Genomic DNA, 16,115 nt, shown 5'->3' with positions numbered 1-16,115 from the left:
CCGATACCCGAAATCCGGTGCGCGACAAGTTCCCCGGCCGGAGATCTTCGGCCGAGGAACCCGTGTTCGCCTCGCGTGCCGCGACGGTAATTCAAACCGCTTTCATGATGCCGCTTCGAGCGGCGCGGAATTCAGGTCGGCTAGTGGCTCAGTACGGTGAGCACCGCCTTGGCCATGGCGCTTTCACCGACCGCGTTCGGGTGGAAGGGAAGTGCGGGTGAACCCGGTATCAGGCCTTCGACCCACCGTTGGTCGGAGCACACGTCGTGGCCCTTGCTCGGAGTGGCCGTGTCGACGTACGTCGTGCCGTTCGCGGCTGCGGTGGTGGCCAGCATGCCGTTCAATTGGGTGATGATGCCGCGCAGGTACGCGACGTCGCCGATTGCCAGCGGCTGGCGTCCGAAGCACGTCCACTCGTTGTCCGGAAGGACCGACGGGTAGCCGACGAGGACGATTTTCGCCCCCGGCGCCTTGGTGTGGATCGCCTGGAGGGCCGAGGCGAGTCGCGGTGCGGTCGCCGTGATGGCGGCGGCGAGGGTGTCGTTCTCGTACACCCATGACGCTGTGCCGAAGTCGAAGTGCCGGTCGGCGTATTGGTTGTGGCACGGAGCACCGAGCGGGTCCGACCCCGATACCAGGATGCACTTGAGAATGACTTCGACGACACCGAGCGGGGAGTCGCTGAGGTCGTTGCCGCCGATGCCGAGCGTCACCAGGTCGGTGTCACTGTCGACGGCATCCAGCTGTGGCACCGGGGATACCTGGGATGCCGTCAGATCGAGGACCTTCGCACCCGCGCAGGTCGCGTCACTGTAGTCGGCCACGCCGAGCGAGGCCGCGACGACACTTCCGAAGTTGTGGTTCGACCGCAGGCACGCACCGGCGGACACATCCGGTATGCCCGCGCCCGCGGCGTACGAGTCGCCGAGCGCGGTGTACTTCGAATAGGACGGCGCACCCTGCGCGGTGGCCGGCCCGGTCAGGACCGTTGCGGCGAGTAGCGCGGCACTACCGAGTAGAACGGGGGATCTTTTCAGGATCGTGCGGAGCACAATTCCTCCCGGATGACCTTCATGGGGATCTGTTTGTAGTACCGGCCGGTAAGCTACTGCCGAGTCACCAACATGTCCAGAGATACGGAAAGTAGATCTCCGGTTGATTCCCATGATTACTGCGGCCTTTTCCCACATGCCGATCCGTGTGAATAATTCAATTTACGGGCATGGCGAAATCGATATTGCCGCCCTCTGTCGCGCATTCGATCCCCACCGTCGCGGCACGGCCCCAGGTCCCGTGCCGCGACGGCGGCCCCCACGGCATCTACGCCGGCGTGCGGTCGCCCTGCTCGCGCACGAGCCCCGGCTCGGTGCCGGTGGTGGTGCACCACCGGCGGAGCATCAGAGGGTGAGTGTGGTAGTGATGTGCGGGTCGGCGGCGTGCCTGCCGATGGCCAGTCGGTAGGTGCCGGGCACCGTGGTCCAGGCGTTCGCCTCGGTGTCCCAGCGCTCGAGGGTCCGCGGTGTGACATGGACGCGGACGGCCTCGGTGGCACCGGCGGGGACGTCCACGGCGGTGAATCCGATCAGCCGGAGTGGTTCGGGTGCGCCGAACAGCGTGCCGTCCGCGGGTTCCAGGTACACCTGCACCACCTCGCGGCCGTCCCGCGTGCCGGCGTTGGTGAGTGTGACGTCGATGGTCAGGCCGCGGTCGGCATCGCCCTCGACCTGGGCGTCGTCGTAGCGCCAGTCGGTGTAGCCGAGTCCGTAGCCGAAGGGATAGGCGGGCTTGGTGCCGTGCCGTGCCCACAGGCGGTAGCCGATGGTGTGGCCTTCGGTGTAGTCGATTCCGCCGTCGACGACCTTCGTCGACAGCAGCGGGACGTGCTCCTCCTCGGCCGGGAACGTCGAGGGCAGCCGGCCGCCCGGTTCGACCCCGCCGGTCAGGACGTCGGCCAGTGCCGCGCCGCCTTCCTGGCCGGGTAGCCACGCCCACAGCACCGCGGCCACCCGGTCGCGCCACGGCATGAGAACCGGTGCACCCGCGTTGACGACGACGATGGTGTTCGGGTTGGCCTCGGCGATCCTGGTCACCAGTTCGTCGGTACGGCCGGGCAGTGCCAGGTTGCTGCGATCGAAGGATTCGGATTCGATGTCGTCGGTGGTGCCCACGACGACGATCGCGACATCGGCCGCGGCGGCGTCGGCGATCGCCTCGATGAGTTCCTCGTCGTCGGACAGCCGCGGGGTGCCCCAGCCCATGCCGATCTTGCCGAACAGGGTCTCGACCACGCTGTGGAAGACCAGCTCGATCTCGACGGGCACGCCGGCCCGCGCGTCGACGTCCAGGCGCCGCAGCGGCGGGCGCAGCAGCATCGCGCCCATGTCGGCGCTCTCGGCGGCCGAATGGATCTCGTGGGACACACCGTCGACCGTGAGCGTGAACGCGCCGGCGCCGACGACATCGATCAGGTGGGTCCCGTCCACGACCGGGGTGAGTCCGGTGCGCATCGCCACGGCGGTGGTGCCCTCGACCAAGGTGCCCGGCCAGAAGACCATGCCGGGGTCGAGGCGCACGGTGGTGTCCAGCACGGTGCCGTCGGCGGCCCGGTATTCCAGGCCGACGCCGGGCTCGCCGGTGGTCGGGTCGACGATGGCGTCGCGGGGCAGCGCGGGGAGGTACCGGTGGGTGAACGCGCCGGACCGTACCGTCAGTTCGACGTCGGGAGCGAGGGCGGCTCGCAGTCCCTCGGGGATCCCGACGATGTGCTCGGGGTTGACGTGCGCGGAGCCGCCGCCCTGGGCGGACAGGCGTACGGCGTTCGGGCCGATCAGGGCGACCCGGCGCAGCGCCGAGGCGTCCAGGGGAAGCGCTTGGGCACCGTTCTCCAGCAGCACCATGGCGCGGGCCGCAACCGCGCGCAGTTGCGCCGTGGCGTCCGCCGGAGTGCACGTGTGGCTTCGCGCGACTTCCTCGTCGAGCACACCGACGCGGGCGGCGAGCCGTAGGACGCGCAGCACCTTGTCGTCCAGGACGGCCTCCTCGACCCGGCCGTCTCGGACCGCCTCGACAAGTGGTTCGAGCCACTGCGCGGTGGGGCCCGGCATGGCGACGTCGGTGCCTCCGAGGGCGGCGGGCTCGGTGGAGCGGACCGCCGTCCAGTCGGAGATCACCACGCCGTCGAAGCCCCACTCGTCCTTGAGGACGTCGTTCTGCAACCGGGAGTTCTCGGTCATCGACGCGCCGTTGACCGAGTTGTACGCCGACATCACCAGCCACGCGCGGGCCTCGCGGACCGCCGCCTCGAACGGCGCGAGGTAGACCTCGCGCAGCGCGCGCTCGCCGACGCGGCTGTCGTAGGACATGCGTTCGTCCTCGGAGTCGTTCGCGACGAAGTGTTTGATCGTCGCGGCGACTCCGGTCGACTGGACGCCCTCGACGAACGCGACGGCGGTCCGCGAGGTGAGCAGCGGGTCCTCGGAGTAGCACTCGAAGTGCCGTCCGCCCAGCGGGGTGCGGTGCATGTTCACGGTCGGTGCCAGCAGGACGTGGACGTCCTTGTCCAGGGCCTGCGTGCCCATCAGCCGGCCCACTCGGCGTGCCGTCTCCGGATCCCAGGTGGCCGCGGTCGCGGTGGGGCACGGGAACAGCAGCGAGGTCTCGTGCTCGCCCATGCCGGTGCCGCGCACTCCCGCCGGGCCGTCGGACATGCGCAGCGCGCGCAGTCCGATCTGCGGCAGTTCGGCCAGCGACCACATGTCGTGGCCGGCGACCAGACGCACCTTGTCTTCGAGGGTGAGCCGGCCCAGCAGGGCGGTCAGGTCGTGGGCGTCGGCCGGGTCCGACGGGATGAGGTGGTTCATGTTCGACTCCATGGCATGCGTGTCGGTGCCTTGCCCGGCTGCTGCGGAACAGTCGGCCGAACGATCAGGGGAGCAAGCGGCCGAGCGATCAGGAGGGCACCGCGATGAAGCGGTTGGTGCCCGGCTCGTACGCCTGCACCCGGAAGGGGAGCGCGCCGCTCGGCGTCTGCCGTGCGTACGTCGCGTCGTCCCGGTAGTTGGGCAGGCGGTACTTCCCGAGGCCGAACCCGGCCTGCTGGAAGCTGTTGTAGTTCAGGTCCTTGCCGGCCTTCCCGGCGATCGACTTGAACAGGGAGAGGTTGATGCAGGCCGTCTGGACGGACCCACCCGGCGTCGGCAGGCCGGGGGCAACGGTGGTGGGGTCGACGAGCTTGCCGGTGAGCGAGGGGTCGGCCTGCTCGACGGTGTGCACGCAGTCCACGATTTGCGGTTCCGTCCAGTCCAGAACGGGGTTGACCACCACCGAGCCGGTGAGCGTGCCGAAGTCGTGCCGGCCCTTGTCCTGCGTGTAGCCCGAGGGGTTGAGGCTGAACAGCAGGCGCGGCCGCCAGTCCGACTTCTCCAGGATCGCCGGTATCTGCGAGGCCGCGCCGCCGGTCAGCAGGATCGTGTCGGCGCCCGCGGTCCGGGCCTTCTGCAGGAGGACGGTGCCCTGCTGCTGGGTCGCGGCCGGGTCGCCGACGGTCGACGCGAGGTATCCGGTGGCGACGGGCGTGACGCCGTTGCGCTTGAGCGCGGGCAGGAGGATGTTCTCGGCGTCCGTCTGCCCCTGGGTATCGGCGACGACGGCGACCTTCCGGTCCTTCAGGTCGCCGTGCGCCGCGAGCGCGTCGACGGCCTTGGCGGAGGCGTCGCCGTCGATGTCGGTGAACCAGGGTGCCTGGGCCTGGGCGTACAGCGCGGCCGGCATGGCCCCGCCGATCAGCGCGGTCTTGTGGGCCTGGACGTAGCACGAGGTCTGGTCGGCGATGGGCAGCATGCCCAGGACCGCGAAGACCTTCTCGTCCTCGGTGAGCTTCACACAGGTCTCCTGCGTGGAGGCCGGAGCCAGCAGGTTGATCTTCGCGAACACCGGGACGATCTTGCGGTCGTTGATCCCGCCCGCGGCGTTGAGCTTGGCGATCAGCGCCTTGTAGGCGACCTCGAAATCACCCGCGTCGAGGTTGACGAACGGCTTGAGCGCGGCGAAGTCGGGATAGACGACGCCGATCCTGATGCTGTCCGCAGCGACCCCCGGCGCCACTGCCGAGATGGCCGGAGCGTTCGAACCCGAGGGGGTGGTGGGCGACTTCTTGTCCTCGACGGTGCAGCCTGCGGCGGCTGCCGCCACGCACAGCGCGGCCAGTATCGAGGTGGCGCGTCGGGCGGTCGGACGGATACGTCTGGTGGAGGTCATGCCGGTGGAGTCCTTTCGGAGGGCGGAGCACAACTGGAGGGCAAAGCACCAGAAGGCGGGGTGTGACAGGCGGCGGGACCGGCTCAGGTGGGCACGGGGTCGCTGCGTTCGATGGCGCGTTCGTCGGTGCCGAGGTAACTCGCGACGACCTTGGGGTTGTTGCGCACGGCGGAGGGCGCACCGGCGGCGATGACGCGGCCGGTCTCCAGGCAGTACACGCGGTCGCTGATCCCCATGATCAGCGGCATGTCGTGCTCGATGATCAGCATGGACGCGCCGAGTTCACGCCGGATCTCCACGATGAGCGGGCCGAACGCCTCCGTCTCGCGCTGTGCGACACCGGCGGTCGGCTCGTCCAGGCACAGCACGCCGGCGTTCAGCGCCAGCAGCCCGGCGAGTTCGACGATCCGCCGGGTGCCGGTGGACAGATCCCCGATGAAGGCGTTGGCATATCGACCGAGGCCCAGGAAATCGACGAGGTCGTGTGCCTCGGCCTTCTTGGCCCGCTCCGCCTTCAGCGACTTGGGCAGCCACAGCGCGGACGACAGCAGTCCGGTACGCCCGCGCGCCTCCAGGGCGATCTGCACGGTCTCGGTGACCGTGAGTTCGGGGAAGAGCGTCGCGGCCTGGAAGGTGCGGCCCAGGCCGGCGGACGCGCGGCGCGCGGGCGCCAGTGTGGACACGTCCCGGCCGAGGAGTTCGATGGTGCCGGTGGCGGGGACGAACCCGCCGATGGCGTTCATCAGCGTGGACTTGCCGGCGCCGTTGGTGCCGATCAGGCCGACGATCTCGTTCGGCATGACCTCGATCGCCACGCCGTCGACGGCGGTGACGCCGCCGAAGCCGACGCGGATGTTCGAGGTCGCCAGCACCGGCTTCCCATCGGGCAGCGGTGCGCGCTTGGCGGGGGTGAGCGAAATGGGGACGGCGCCGACGGTTTTCGCGGGTGCCGGGCCCAGACGTTGTTCGGCCCAGGAGAGCACGGCATCGCGCAGCGCGTAGCCGATCTGGACCAGACCGCCGGGGAAGTACAGCAGCAGCATCAGCAGGCCGAGGCTGGAGGCGAGCAGCGGCACGATGGAGTTGCCGGGGAAGACGGCGGGCAGGCCGATCACCCACAACGATCCCCATATCGGCCCCGAGGTGGCGCCGAGGCCGCCGATGACGACGACGGACACCAGCATGAGGGAGTCCGCGCTGCGGAAGTACGCGTCGCTGTAGGGCACCGTCTGGAGCGCGCCCGCCAGCAGCGCTCCGCCGAGTCCGGCGACGCCTCCGGCCAGGGCGAACGCCCGCAGTTTTACGCGCACCGCCTGCACGGTGTACGCGGACGCGGTCGCCGGGTTGTCGCGTACCCCGATCGTGGTCCGGCCCACGCCCGTGCGGCGCAGCCTGCCGGTCACCGCGAGCACGGCCACGAGCACGGCCAGCACCACGTAGTAGTAGGGGCGTTGCGCGGTGACGTCGACCCCGAAGACGTCGGTGCGCGGGAAGGACGCGGCGGTCCGGGTCGGACCGTCGTGGAAGAGGTCCTGGGTGTAGACCCACTGCTCGCAGGCGACCGCGAACGCGAGGGTGCTGACCGCGAGAAGCAGTCCGCGCACGCGCAGTGAGCCGGCGCCGATCACGGCGGCGAGCGCCGCAGTCAGCAGCGCGGCGGTGCACACGGCGGTGGGGAACGTCAGGCGCTGGACCACGAGGACGTTGCCGCCGCCGATGTCCAGCCGCAGTCCGCGCGAGAGCGATGCCGCGGTCAGTGCGCCGATCCCGGCGAACGCCATCTGCCCGAGGGAGAGTTGCCCGGCCCAGCCGGTGAGCACGGTGACCGAGGCGGCGCAGATCGCGTACGCCAGGATGGTCGTGTAGAGCAGTTGTTTGGACGGCTGCGTCACGAGCAGCGGCACGAGGACCGCGATCAGCCCGACGAACGCCAGGCCGAACCGCTCCAGGTTGCGCACCCACCACAGCTCTTGCAGGCGGACCGGGATCGGACGGACCTTGGGCGCGAAGGAGAACGTCGACGCCTCGGTGTCCCGGCCGCGCCCCACGACGAACACCGCGACCAGGACGAGCGCGAAGACGACCACGTCGGTCAGGCCGGGCCGGTCGATCCAGTTGAACTGGACGACGGATTCGAGGGACCCCAGGAGCACCCCGGCGACCAAGGCGATCCGGAAGGAGACCATGCGGGCGATCACCGCGGCCGCCAGCGCCCTCATCAAGGTGGTCATGCCCAATACCGCGGGGGAACCGACCGATCCGGTGCGGCCGGAGATGAGGATCAGGCAGATCGTCGCGACGAGCCCGGCGATCGCCCACACCGCGGTGGACACGGCCTTGGGGCTGACGCCGTTGAGCCTGGCCAGGTCCGGGTTGTCCGCCGAGGCCTTGACCGCCTTGCCGAGTACGGTACGGGCGAGGAACCAGCCGAGTACGACGGCGACGAGCGGAACGACGACGAGCACGGCGAGTTGGGTCGCGGTCACCTCCACGCCGGCCGGACTCCACTTCGCCGTGGACCACACCGGATACCTGTTCGCGGCGTCGACCTCCGGATACGCCATCACGATCACCAGTGCCAACTGCGCGACGCCGATCGTGGCGACCAGCAGGATCACGCGGGGCGCGGCGAACAGGCGCCGCACCACGACGAGGTCGACGACCGCGCCGAACGCGGTGCCGACCACGAGCGAGATGGCCAGCGCGATCCAGAACGGCACGCCGTAGCGCAGGTTCAGCAGGGCGAACAGCGCCGAGCCGACCAGGCCCATGTTGGCGACGGCGAAGTTGACGATGCGGGTCGAGCGGTGGACGAGGACGATGCCCATCGCGAGCAGGCCGACGACCATGCCGTTGACGACGCCGTCGAAGGCGAGTTGCCGGGTGAGCTCGATCATGGTCAGCCACCGTCCTTGCCGAGGAACACCGCGCGGGCGAGGTCGTCGCGTTCGGCGAGTTCGCGGGCGGCACCGGTGAACCGGACCTGCCCCTTCTCCAGGAAGACCGCCCGGTCGGCGATCGCCAGCGCCACATTCAGGGACTGCTCGACGATGATCATCGTCATGCCGTCCGCCTTGAGGCGCTCGACCACCGCGAGGAGGTCCTGGACCACGACGGGGGCGAGGCCGAGCGAGAGTTCGTCGATGAGCAGCACCTCGGGGTCGTGCATCAGCACCATGGCGAGGGCGAGTTGCTGCTGCTGGCCGCCGGACATGCTGCCCGCCCGCTGGGCGAGGCGGGCGCTGATGTCGGGGAACACGTCAAGCACGTAGGCGAGCCTGGCGTCGCGGTGCGCCCGGCCCCGATCACGGAGCCCGAACGCGGCCATCTCCAGGTTCTCCGCCACGGTCATGCCGGGGAAGGTGCCCTTGCCGCCGGGCAGCAGGCGGATGCCGTACCGGCCGCGCTGCTTGGGCGCCACGTACGTGATGGTCTTCCCGTTGAGCCGGACCACGCCGCGAGAGGGGGTTCCGAGGCCGCAGATCGCCTTCAGGATCGTGGACTTGCCGGCGCCGTTCGTCCCCAGGAGCGCGAGGACTTCGCCGCGCCGGACTTCGAACCCGACACCGAACAGCACCTGCACGTTGCCGTACTCGAAGTCGATGTCGTTGACCTGGAGCACCGGAACCTGCTCGGGGTCCTGGGCCTGGCGGTCCCGCTCCGCGAGCTCTTCCCGGAGTTCACCGACGACCAATGCCAGGTCGTTCTTGATGAACGAGGAACTACGGATCAGCATCAGGCCGCCCACCAGCGTCGCCGGGACGCCGATGACCAGTGCCGCCGCGCGCGCGTCGTACGAGTCCAGGATGAGCGCCGACAGCAGCGAGCCGCCGGTCGCGCCGATGAAGAAGATGTAGATCGCCGCGAGCGCCGTGCCCAATCCGCGCAGTTGGTACGGGGACACGGACTGCATGACCGGGCCGATCATCGCGAACGCCGCGGACAGCAGGACGAGCGGCAACATCTGCGCGATGACGAACGCCGGCGCGGTCGGCATGAACCACTGCACCGGCGTCAGCGCCGCCACCGGCAGGATCAGGTAGCCGACCAGCCTCAGGGCGCGCGCCGGGTCGGTGCGGTAGAGCCTGTCGTAGCGGGGGCCGACGAACGGCAGGACGGCCAGCACGCCCAGGCCGCCGAGGGTGCCGTACACCCCGCGCTCGAAGGTGCCGAGCCCGAAGTGGTCCTCCATCCACAGGTTCGTCAGCACCGGTCCGGTGAACAGGCCGAAGCCCATCGCGGCGAACGCCAGGATGACCGTTTTGGTGGTGCGGATGCGCATCAGCCGGGCGAACGCCGCCTCGATCGAGATCGGCATCGGCTTGTCGTGGGTGATGACCTCGCCGAGCACCGCCTTCATCTCGTGCTGTCCGCGCGGGGGTTCGGGCAGCCGGAAGGCGTACAGCGCCACCAGCGCGGTGGGCACGCCCAGTACGAAGAACGCCCAGCGCCAGCCGTCGTCGCCACCGGCCACGGCGGCGATCCCGCCGACCGCCAGCGGGCTCAGCACTCCCGCGAGGCGGCCCGCCATACCGGTCGCCGCGGCGATGCGGCCCCGCACCCCGATGGGGTAGGTGTCCGCGTTCAGCGAGCCGTGCACCGGCAGGGTGCTCGCCTTGGCCACCCCGACGCCCAGCCGGGCGAGGAACATCAGGAACACGTTCGCCGCCGTACCGCACGCGAACACGCAGGCGGCGAAGGCCAGTCCGGCCCATCCCGCGACCTTGCCGCGCCGGTACCGGTCCGCCAGCCAGCCCATCGGCAGCGCACCGAGCACCAGGAACGCGCCCGACCCCGCCGACAGAAACACGATCGCGCCGTCGCTCATCCCGAACGAGTCGCGGATGTCCGGGGCGAGCACGCCCAGCGTCGCGGTCTCCAACTCGTCGAACGCAGACAGCGCCATCAGCGTCAGGAACGTCGCCGACCCGCCCGCGGCCAGGCCCCGGCGGAGGGTCAACCGCTCGCCGCCCACCCCGGGCAGCAGATCGTCGGCGAACAGCACCTCACGTTCGGCCTCGGCCGCCTGGGTACGTTCCGCCTCGGCATCGACGAGTTCGGCGGCCAGGCCCGCGGCGGAGCGGCGCTGTTCGCTCCGCGGCGCGACCGCCTCGGTGGCATTGTCCCCGGTGGCGTCGTCCACCGTGCCGCTCACCGGCAACACCCGTACCGCGCGGTCCGGTTGCGCCGAGCCGCCACCTGCGGGCGCGCCGGATGGCGCGATCGCGGGCCGTGCCGCCCGGGGGACGGATCAGGCGCAGGGGGAAGGAAGGTCGTACGCATCGGGCATCCTTCGCGGCTCGGAACGGTCACCACACAGACGAACCCGCAGGCGTGACACCCCCGACCGCGCGTATGCGGCCGTGACGTCTCCCGGTGCGGAGCCCAATTGTTTATTCCAGATTAAATAAATGTCCAGACCCTGAAGGGGAGGACTTCTCGGGGCCGTTCAGGCACGGCGCCGCGTCGGGGTGTGCCGACCACCATCGCGGCCGAGAACGCCAAACGCCCTGCAGGCATCGGGCCTGCAGGGCGTGTGGTCGACTCCCCCCGGGGGAGCAGCCAGGCGGGTCGGCGGGTCGGCGTCCGGAGGATCACCGCGTGGGCGGGGTGCGGGGATCCGCCGCCGTGGTCGGCCGGGTGGGTCGCTCAGCTCTCCGCGTCCACCGAAACCCAGAAGTCCGCCAGCGCCTTCGCGGTCTCCTCCGGTTGTTCCTCGTTCGGCGTGTGCCCCGCGTTGGCGATCACCACGTGCCGCGCGTTCAGGTTCCGGGCCATCTTCGCCTGCGTCGCGGGTGTCCACGGCATGTCGTTCTCCCCGTACATCACCAGGAAGCGCACATCCGTTTGTGCCAACACTTCCACCCGCGACGGCTCTCCCAGCATCGTGCGGATGATCCCGATCAGGTTCGCCTTGCGCGTGTGGACGAGCCGGTGCTTCAGCCATACCTGCGAGCCGTGCGCGAGTCCGGCCTTCCTCAGTTGGCCGCGCATGAGCATCCACAGCAGCGACGTCCCCCCGATCCGCAGGATCCACACCAGCGGCCCGACCATCTTCGCGCCCGCGAACTCGGTGTTGCCCGGGCCTGTGCCGAGCAGCGTCAGGCTCCGCACGCTCGACGGCGCGTCCGCCACCGCACGCTGCGCCACGATCCCGCCGAAGCTGTGTCCCAGCAGGTGCACGGGCGCGGTGTCGACGGCCGCGATGACCTCGGCCAGTTCGGCCGCGAAGGCGGTCACGTCGTACTCCCGCCACCGGGTCGGGCCGGGTGACTGGAACTGGCCGCGCTGGTCGTACGACACGACGCGATACCCCTCGGCGGCCAACGGCTCCAGCATCGGCAGGAAGTCTTCCTTCGAACCGCTGAACCCGGGCACCAGTACTGCGGTGCCCCTCGTCTCGACGCCTTCGGGCGGCGTGATCTCCAAGGCCGCGAGCGGCCCGCCGGTCGTGCGCAGTTCGATCCGCCGGGCGGACTCGGGCAGCTGGGTCGGGTAGAGCGATGGGTCGGCAGCGGTGGCCATGGGCACTCCTCGATCTGACACATGCGGCTCCGGAAACGGCGCTGAAACGAGTCAGCGGCCGGGAGGCGTCGAGTGTAGAACCACCAAAAGTGCAAGGGAAGACTCGGCCCGCACGTCGAGGAGGCTCGGGCCGCTCGGCGGGGCCGCTGGGTTCAGCCCCGGCCGGGGTCGACAGGCGAAGGCGCCAGACCGGCGAGTGCCGCGTCCAAGTCGAAGGCGAACTGCGCGTCCGGGTCGTAGCCGCCATGACCTGCGGCGCGCATCAGCGGCAGGGCGTCCGGCTCATCGCGCAGAATCTCGCTGATCGTTGCCCGATGCGGCTCCTGCCCTTGGGCGCGCAGCATGAAGACCGAGCGAACGTTGATGTGCACCAACTCGCCGATCAGCGTCACGCACCGCCCCGCGACGACCGGGTCGAAGCCCGCGTCCACCAAGACCTCGTGCAGCCGCTCGATCTGGTCCAACTGCCGCCGCCCGGCCGGTCCGCTGAACGCGAAGTACTCCGCATGCCCCGGCAAGGTCAACGACGCGTCGCGGGTCGCGTAGGCGAACGCCCGCAGCCAGGTGCGCCAGTCCGCGTCCGGCGCAGGCATCCACGACTCGTCCAGTACGCGCTCGATCCGCGCCGCGGCCACCAGCGCCGCCAGCGAATCGCGGTCGCCCACGTGGTGGTAGAGATTCGGCGCGTGCACCCCCAGACGGTCGGCCACGGCCTTCATGCTCAAGGGCTCGCCGGCCGCGTCCAACTCCAAGGCAGCCTGCACGATGCGGTCGCGGTCGATACGTGCCGGCCGTCCACGTCCACGTCGGCCGCCGCTCATGCTCCGACCTCCCGCAATGTGTTCTCCCGCAAATCTCCGGGGCAGCCGCCACCGGCGCACCGCGAGTGGGAATCTTCGGCGAGATTCTTTCACGGGCGTGCGATCGGGCGCCGCGCGGCCGGGCGACCGCCGCGGATCGTCGTGGCCGGTGGACCCGCCGGTCGGAGCGCCTCCGAGTGATTCCCCGCGGCCGTCCGCGAGTTCGGCCCCGGCTCCGCACGCCCCGCCGGCGGCGCGCGGGTATCGACGAGCGGTCGCCGCCGACGTGCATGGCTCCACCCGATCGGTTTCGCTTGCAACCTTTGTTACCCGGTGGTACAAAATCCGAGCTGATGCGATTCAGCGGTGTGGCTGCGGTGCCGCGACGTATCGATGCCCCCCGTGCGGGGGCGCTGGATTGCCGGCTTCCGGCACACCGGCGTGCGCCGGTTCGTTCGGCGCCATACCGAAGGGCCCCCATGTCACGAACCCGTACCGCCGCCAGACTCGCCGCCATGGCAACTGCCGCGGTGACGGCGGCAAGCACCCTCACTGTCACGTCCGGCACGGCCTCGGCTGCCACCGGCTCGTGCGCCGACATCGACGTAACCTACGCCATGGGCACGCAGTTCGGCCCGTCCGAACCATCCGACCCCGACCCCGTCTACGACGCCCTCGTCGCCGCAATCGACACCCGCCTCGGCGGCACCAAGACGGTCTCATACCACCGCGTGAACTACCCTGCCAGTCTCGAGCCTTGGTCCGCGTCCGTCGGCAACTGGGACCTCGTCCGGCACATCGAAGCCCAGGCCGCTGCCTGTCCGAACCAGAAATTCGCCGCGGTCGGCTACTCACAGGGCGCCAACGTCGTGTCCAACTCCGTCGGTGTCGGCAGCCTCGGCTCCCTCACCGGCGCGCCCATCGTCGCCGTGATCCCGGCAAACATCGAACCCCGGGTCGCAGCGCTCGTGCTCTACGGCAGCCCGCAGCGCGGAATACCGCTGTACAAGCCCACCACGATCACCGGCACCTACCGGGCCCGCACTCTCGACGACTGCGCCACTGGCGACCCCGCCTGCGGAGGAGGCGTCGACCCGGCTGCCCACCTGTCCTACTCCCGACCCGAACACAGCGTCCCCGCCGCGGACTTCATCGCGGTACGCATCTGACCGACGCCAAGCGTGCCATCCGCCGGGTCTCCGCACCGCCGGGGACCCGGTCACCAGGTCGGGATCACCACGCGTTCGGCCGACGCCGAACGCGACCTCGGACCCCGCCCGGCCCCAAACCCCCGTTCTCATGCCCATTGCATGTCGAGTGTGGTCGGGTCGCCACGCGGGCACCTGCCACCGCGCCACGTCCCGACACGGCGACCCGATGGCGTGAGGTGCTTGCCATCGGGTGGTGCCGCGACGACCGCGCTCGCTCCCGTAAGGGACGGATTTCGGTAAAGCGGCCCGTGTGGTGGCCCGATGGTGCCCGTTGGCCATCGTGGCGGGCGAGCCCTGCGGCGCGGGGCGTGTCGGTTGCCGCCGCCTGCCGCAACCGACACGATCCCGATGCCCAAGCCCCGGGCAACGACACCACCACCTCGCTCGCCCCAGCCCCTGAACGCACCACCCCGGCACCCCCGTCGCACCGTCCGACCCGGCGGACGGCGCCGGCAGCGATACCGGCACTGCGCCCGCGGCTGCCGGATTCGTTCGGCCTCGACGTCGACGACAGGCCGTCGCCCTGGCGCCACCTCGAGGACGGTGTGCACGCATGCCTCGGACTTCTTGCCGCGCATCCCAACGGGGTGCGCGGCAAGAAGATCGCCTACCACCCGAACCCGCTCGCCGCCCCGAGGGCACCACGCGCAAAATGGCGAACCCGTTCACATCCACCCACCTACTCCTGAACGAATCAAGGCAACAACGGCGTGGTTCTTCGCCCGTTCCGGCGACCGCCACCACCTGCACTCCCGGGAAATCACCAGCGGCCGGCGGAATTCACGACACTCCTGCGCGATGTGGTCGACGCGAAGGACTCCGATGCCCGGGCCGCGCTGCGCGAGCGCGCACTCGACACCTACCGCGGCCCCTTCCTCGAGGGCTCGACCTTCCCCTTCGCCGACACACCGCGAAGAACCGGCCCATCGGGCCATCGACACCCGCCACCCTCGTCCTGCAGAGCGACCCTGCGGTGGGGGAGTATCAGGCCTCGCCTCCGGGCCGTTTCCGCAGGTCCCGCAGGAGTCGGCCTCGACCGACGACGTCGCCGTGTGCCCGGTCGGTCTTCCGAACTCCCGTGCGAGCGTGAGTGCTTGGGTGGTTGACTGATGTGGAACGGTCGTGACGGCGCGGGCGGGGAAAGGCACCGGCAGCATGAGGTTTCGCCGGTCCGCCTCGGGCGCCGTTGGTGTGATGTCCTTGCCGCCGCGTCGATCGATGCGCGTCCACGCGTTCGCGGCCGTCTCTCACGAGCGACTGCTCCTGCCGCTCGCCGGGCGCGCGCCGTCGGTCCGGGGCGGTCGCGTTCGACCCTGCACGGCGCGTGGTGCGTTGCCCGCCCGCCTGACGATCGCCGCTCGGCCGATGTCGAATCGTTCCCGTGGGAGGAGACCAGAGTGATCCATTGCCCGCGTTGCCGTCAGGTCGATCAGGTCGTCAAGGTCCGGGCGTTGTCGAGCGGGCGCGCGTGAGTTCCCCGCTCCGGGAGGAACCGATGGCCGCAGCGAGCAGTCCGCGGGTGCCGGTTTCCACCAGTGCGACCAGCCGCAGCGTGGGATAGCCCGCCCAGCCGTTGGGATTCCTGCGCAGCCCGAGCCACGTGCGATTGGCCTCGGTCTCGGGGACCTTCAGCGAGTTGCAGCCGTCGATCGCGACCGTGCGCAGCCCGCGATAGCTCACGCCGGGCGTTCGGGGGCCGGCGATCGGCCTGGCCAGCGCGTCGAACAGGGCCTTCATCGGCGCCGGCCCCCGTCGGCGCCGTAGGTCGCGCAGGGCCTTCTCCGACGGTCGGGGCACGTCCAGGTCGTCCAGTCCGGCGACCAGTTTCGCCCACACCCGCAGGTATCCGATGCCGGAGAACAGTCCCAGGCCGAGCAGGAAGTACACGCCCACGCGCGAGGGCAGGTCCCGCAGTCGGCGTTCGCGGGTCCTGGTCTCCTCCAGGACCGCGTCCACCAACTCGAAGGGCACGTAGCGCGTCAACTCTCCGAGGTGGCCGGGCGCGAACACCCCGGCCGCGACCCGGACGGTTCGTGACACGCCCACCATGGCGGTGCGATCAACGGATTGCAGAGGCAACGAGACTCCCAATGTGAGTGGTTGTTGGTTGTGGGGGGTGTGGGGTGGGGTTTCGTGGTTGTGTCGGGATGGTTGTTCCGGGCGCGGGGCCGGCGGGGTGGGTTTCGGGGTGTGGGGTGGGTGTTCGGCGGGCTCGGTGGTGTGTGTGAGCTGGGGTTTTCGCACTTGTAATGGGTTTCGCGGGTGTTGTGGGATGCGTTGAGATTTTGTGCGGTTCGAATGGGGATGCCTCAGGGCGCAGCGG

Annotated in this window: 9 protein-coding genes; 1 reads left to right on the top strand and 8 read right to left on the bottom strand. The window is 70.1% G+C overall.

The window, feature by feature from the left end; all coding sequences use genetic code 11:
- Positions 1-140: 140 nt before the first annotated feature.
- From ACH4U8_RS42690 to ACH4U8_RS42660, 7 genes are all read right to left on the bottom strand, one after another.
- Entirely contained in the window at positions 141-1,190 is a 1,050-nt protein-coding gene (locus ACH4U8_RS42690; RefSeq protein WP_395783777.1) for an SGNH/GDSL hydrolase family protein, read from the bottom strand.
- A 207-nt stretch (positions 1,191-1,397) separates the two neighbouring features.
- Entirely contained in the window at positions 1,398-3,860 is a 2,463-nt protein-coding gene (locus tag ACH4U8_RS42685) for a beta-glucosidase (RefSeq protein ID WP_395783775.1), read from the bottom strand.
- An 88-nt stretch (positions 3,861-3,948) separates the two neighbouring features.
- Positions 3,949-5,256 (bottom strand): ABC transporter substrate-binding protein, encoded by a 1,308-nt coding sequence (locus ACH4U8_RS42680; RefSeq protein ID WP_395783773.1) that lies wholly within the window; start codon positions 5,254-5,256, stop codon positions 3,949-3,951.
- An 83-nt stretch (positions 5,257-5,339) separates the two neighbouring features.
- Positions 5,340-8,153, bottom strand: a complete 2,814-nt coding sequence (locus tag ACH4U8_RS42675; RefSeq protein ID WP_395783771.1) for an ATP-binding cassette domain-containing protein — start codon at positions 8,151-8,153, stop codon at positions 5,340-5,342.
- 2 nt (positions 8,154-8,155) lie between these two features.
- Positions 8,156-10,411: an ATP-binding protein gene (locus ACH4U8_RS42670; protein ID WP_395783769.1), complete on the bottom strand. Its 2,256-nt coding sequence runs from the start codon at positions 10,409-10,411 to the stop codon at positions 8,156-8,158.
- A 494-nt stretch (positions 10,412-10,905) separates the two neighbouring features.
- A complete protein-coding gene (locus ACH4U8_RS42665; RefSeq protein WP_020552717.1) occupies positions 10,906-11,781 on the bottom strand; it encodes an alpha/beta fold hydrolase in 876 nt (291 codons plus the stop codon).
- A 152-nt stretch (positions 11,782-11,933) separates the two neighbouring features.
- Positions 11,934-12,545: a TetR/AcrR family transcriptional regulator C-terminal domain-containing protein gene (locus ACH4U8_RS42660; protein WP_158696086.1), complete on the bottom strand. Its 612-nt coding sequence runs from the start codon at positions 12,543-12,545 to the stop codon at positions 11,934-11,936.
- Positions 12,546-13,096: 551 nt separating this feature from the next.
- Between ACH4U8_RS42660 and ACH4U8_RS42655 the strand changes: the two genes are divergently transcribed.
- Positions 13,097-13,750 carry a cutinase family protein gene (locus ACH4U8_RS42655; protein ID WP_395783767.1) on the top strand — a complete coding sequence of 218 codons (654 nt, stop codon included), beginning with the start codon at positions 13,097-13,099 and terminating at the stop codon, positions 13,748-13,750.
- 1,479 nt (positions 13,751-15,229) lie between these two features.
- Here ACH4U8_RS42655 and ACH4U8_RS42650 read toward each other — a convergent pair.
- Positions 15,230-15,832: a transposase domain-containing protein gene (locus tag ACH4U8_RS42650; protein ID WP_395783765.1), complete on the bottom strand. Its 603-nt coding sequence runs from the start codon at positions 15,830-15,832 to the stop codon at positions 15,230-15,232.
- Positions 15,833-16,115 lie beyond the last annotated feature (283 nt).

Source organism: Embleya sp. NPDC020886 (assembly GCF_044333915.1).
Taxonomy (GTDB): Bacteria; Actinomycetota; Actinomycetes; order Streptomycetales; family Streptomycetaceae; genus Embleya.
The sequence above is the reverse complement of the archived record's forward strand: the minus strand, read 5'-3'. Positions and strand labels throughout refer to the sequence as shown.

What these genes read in the sequence shown, in the direction of transcription:
- ACH4U8_RS42690 (WP_395783777.1), bottom strand. Translation starts at nt 1,190, where the DNA reads ATGTGGGAAAAGGCCGCAGTAATCATGGGAATCAACCGGAGATCTACT.
- ACH4U8_RS42685 (WP_395783775.1), bottom strand. Translation starts at nt 3,860, where the DNA reads ATGAACCACCTCATCCCGTCGGACCCGGCCGACGCCCACGACCTGACC.
- ACH4U8_RS42680 (WP_395783773.1), bottom strand. Translation starts at nt 5,256, where the DNA reads ATGACCTCCACCAGACGTATCCGTCCGACCGCCCGACGCGCCACCTCG.
- ACH4U8_RS42675 (WP_395783771.1), bottom strand. Translation starts at nt 8,153, where the DNA reads ATGATCGAGCTCACCCGGCAACTCGCCTTCGACGGCGTCGTCAACGGC.
- ACH4U8_RS42665 (WP_020552717.1), bottom strand. Translation starts at nt 11,781, where the DNA reads ATGGCCACCGCTGCCGACCCATCGCTCTACCCGACCCAGCTGCCCGAG.
- ACH4U8_RS42655 (WP_395783767.1), top strand. Translation starts at nt 13,097, where the DNA reads ATGGCAACTGCCGCGGTGACGGCGGCAAGCACCCTCACTGTCACGTCC.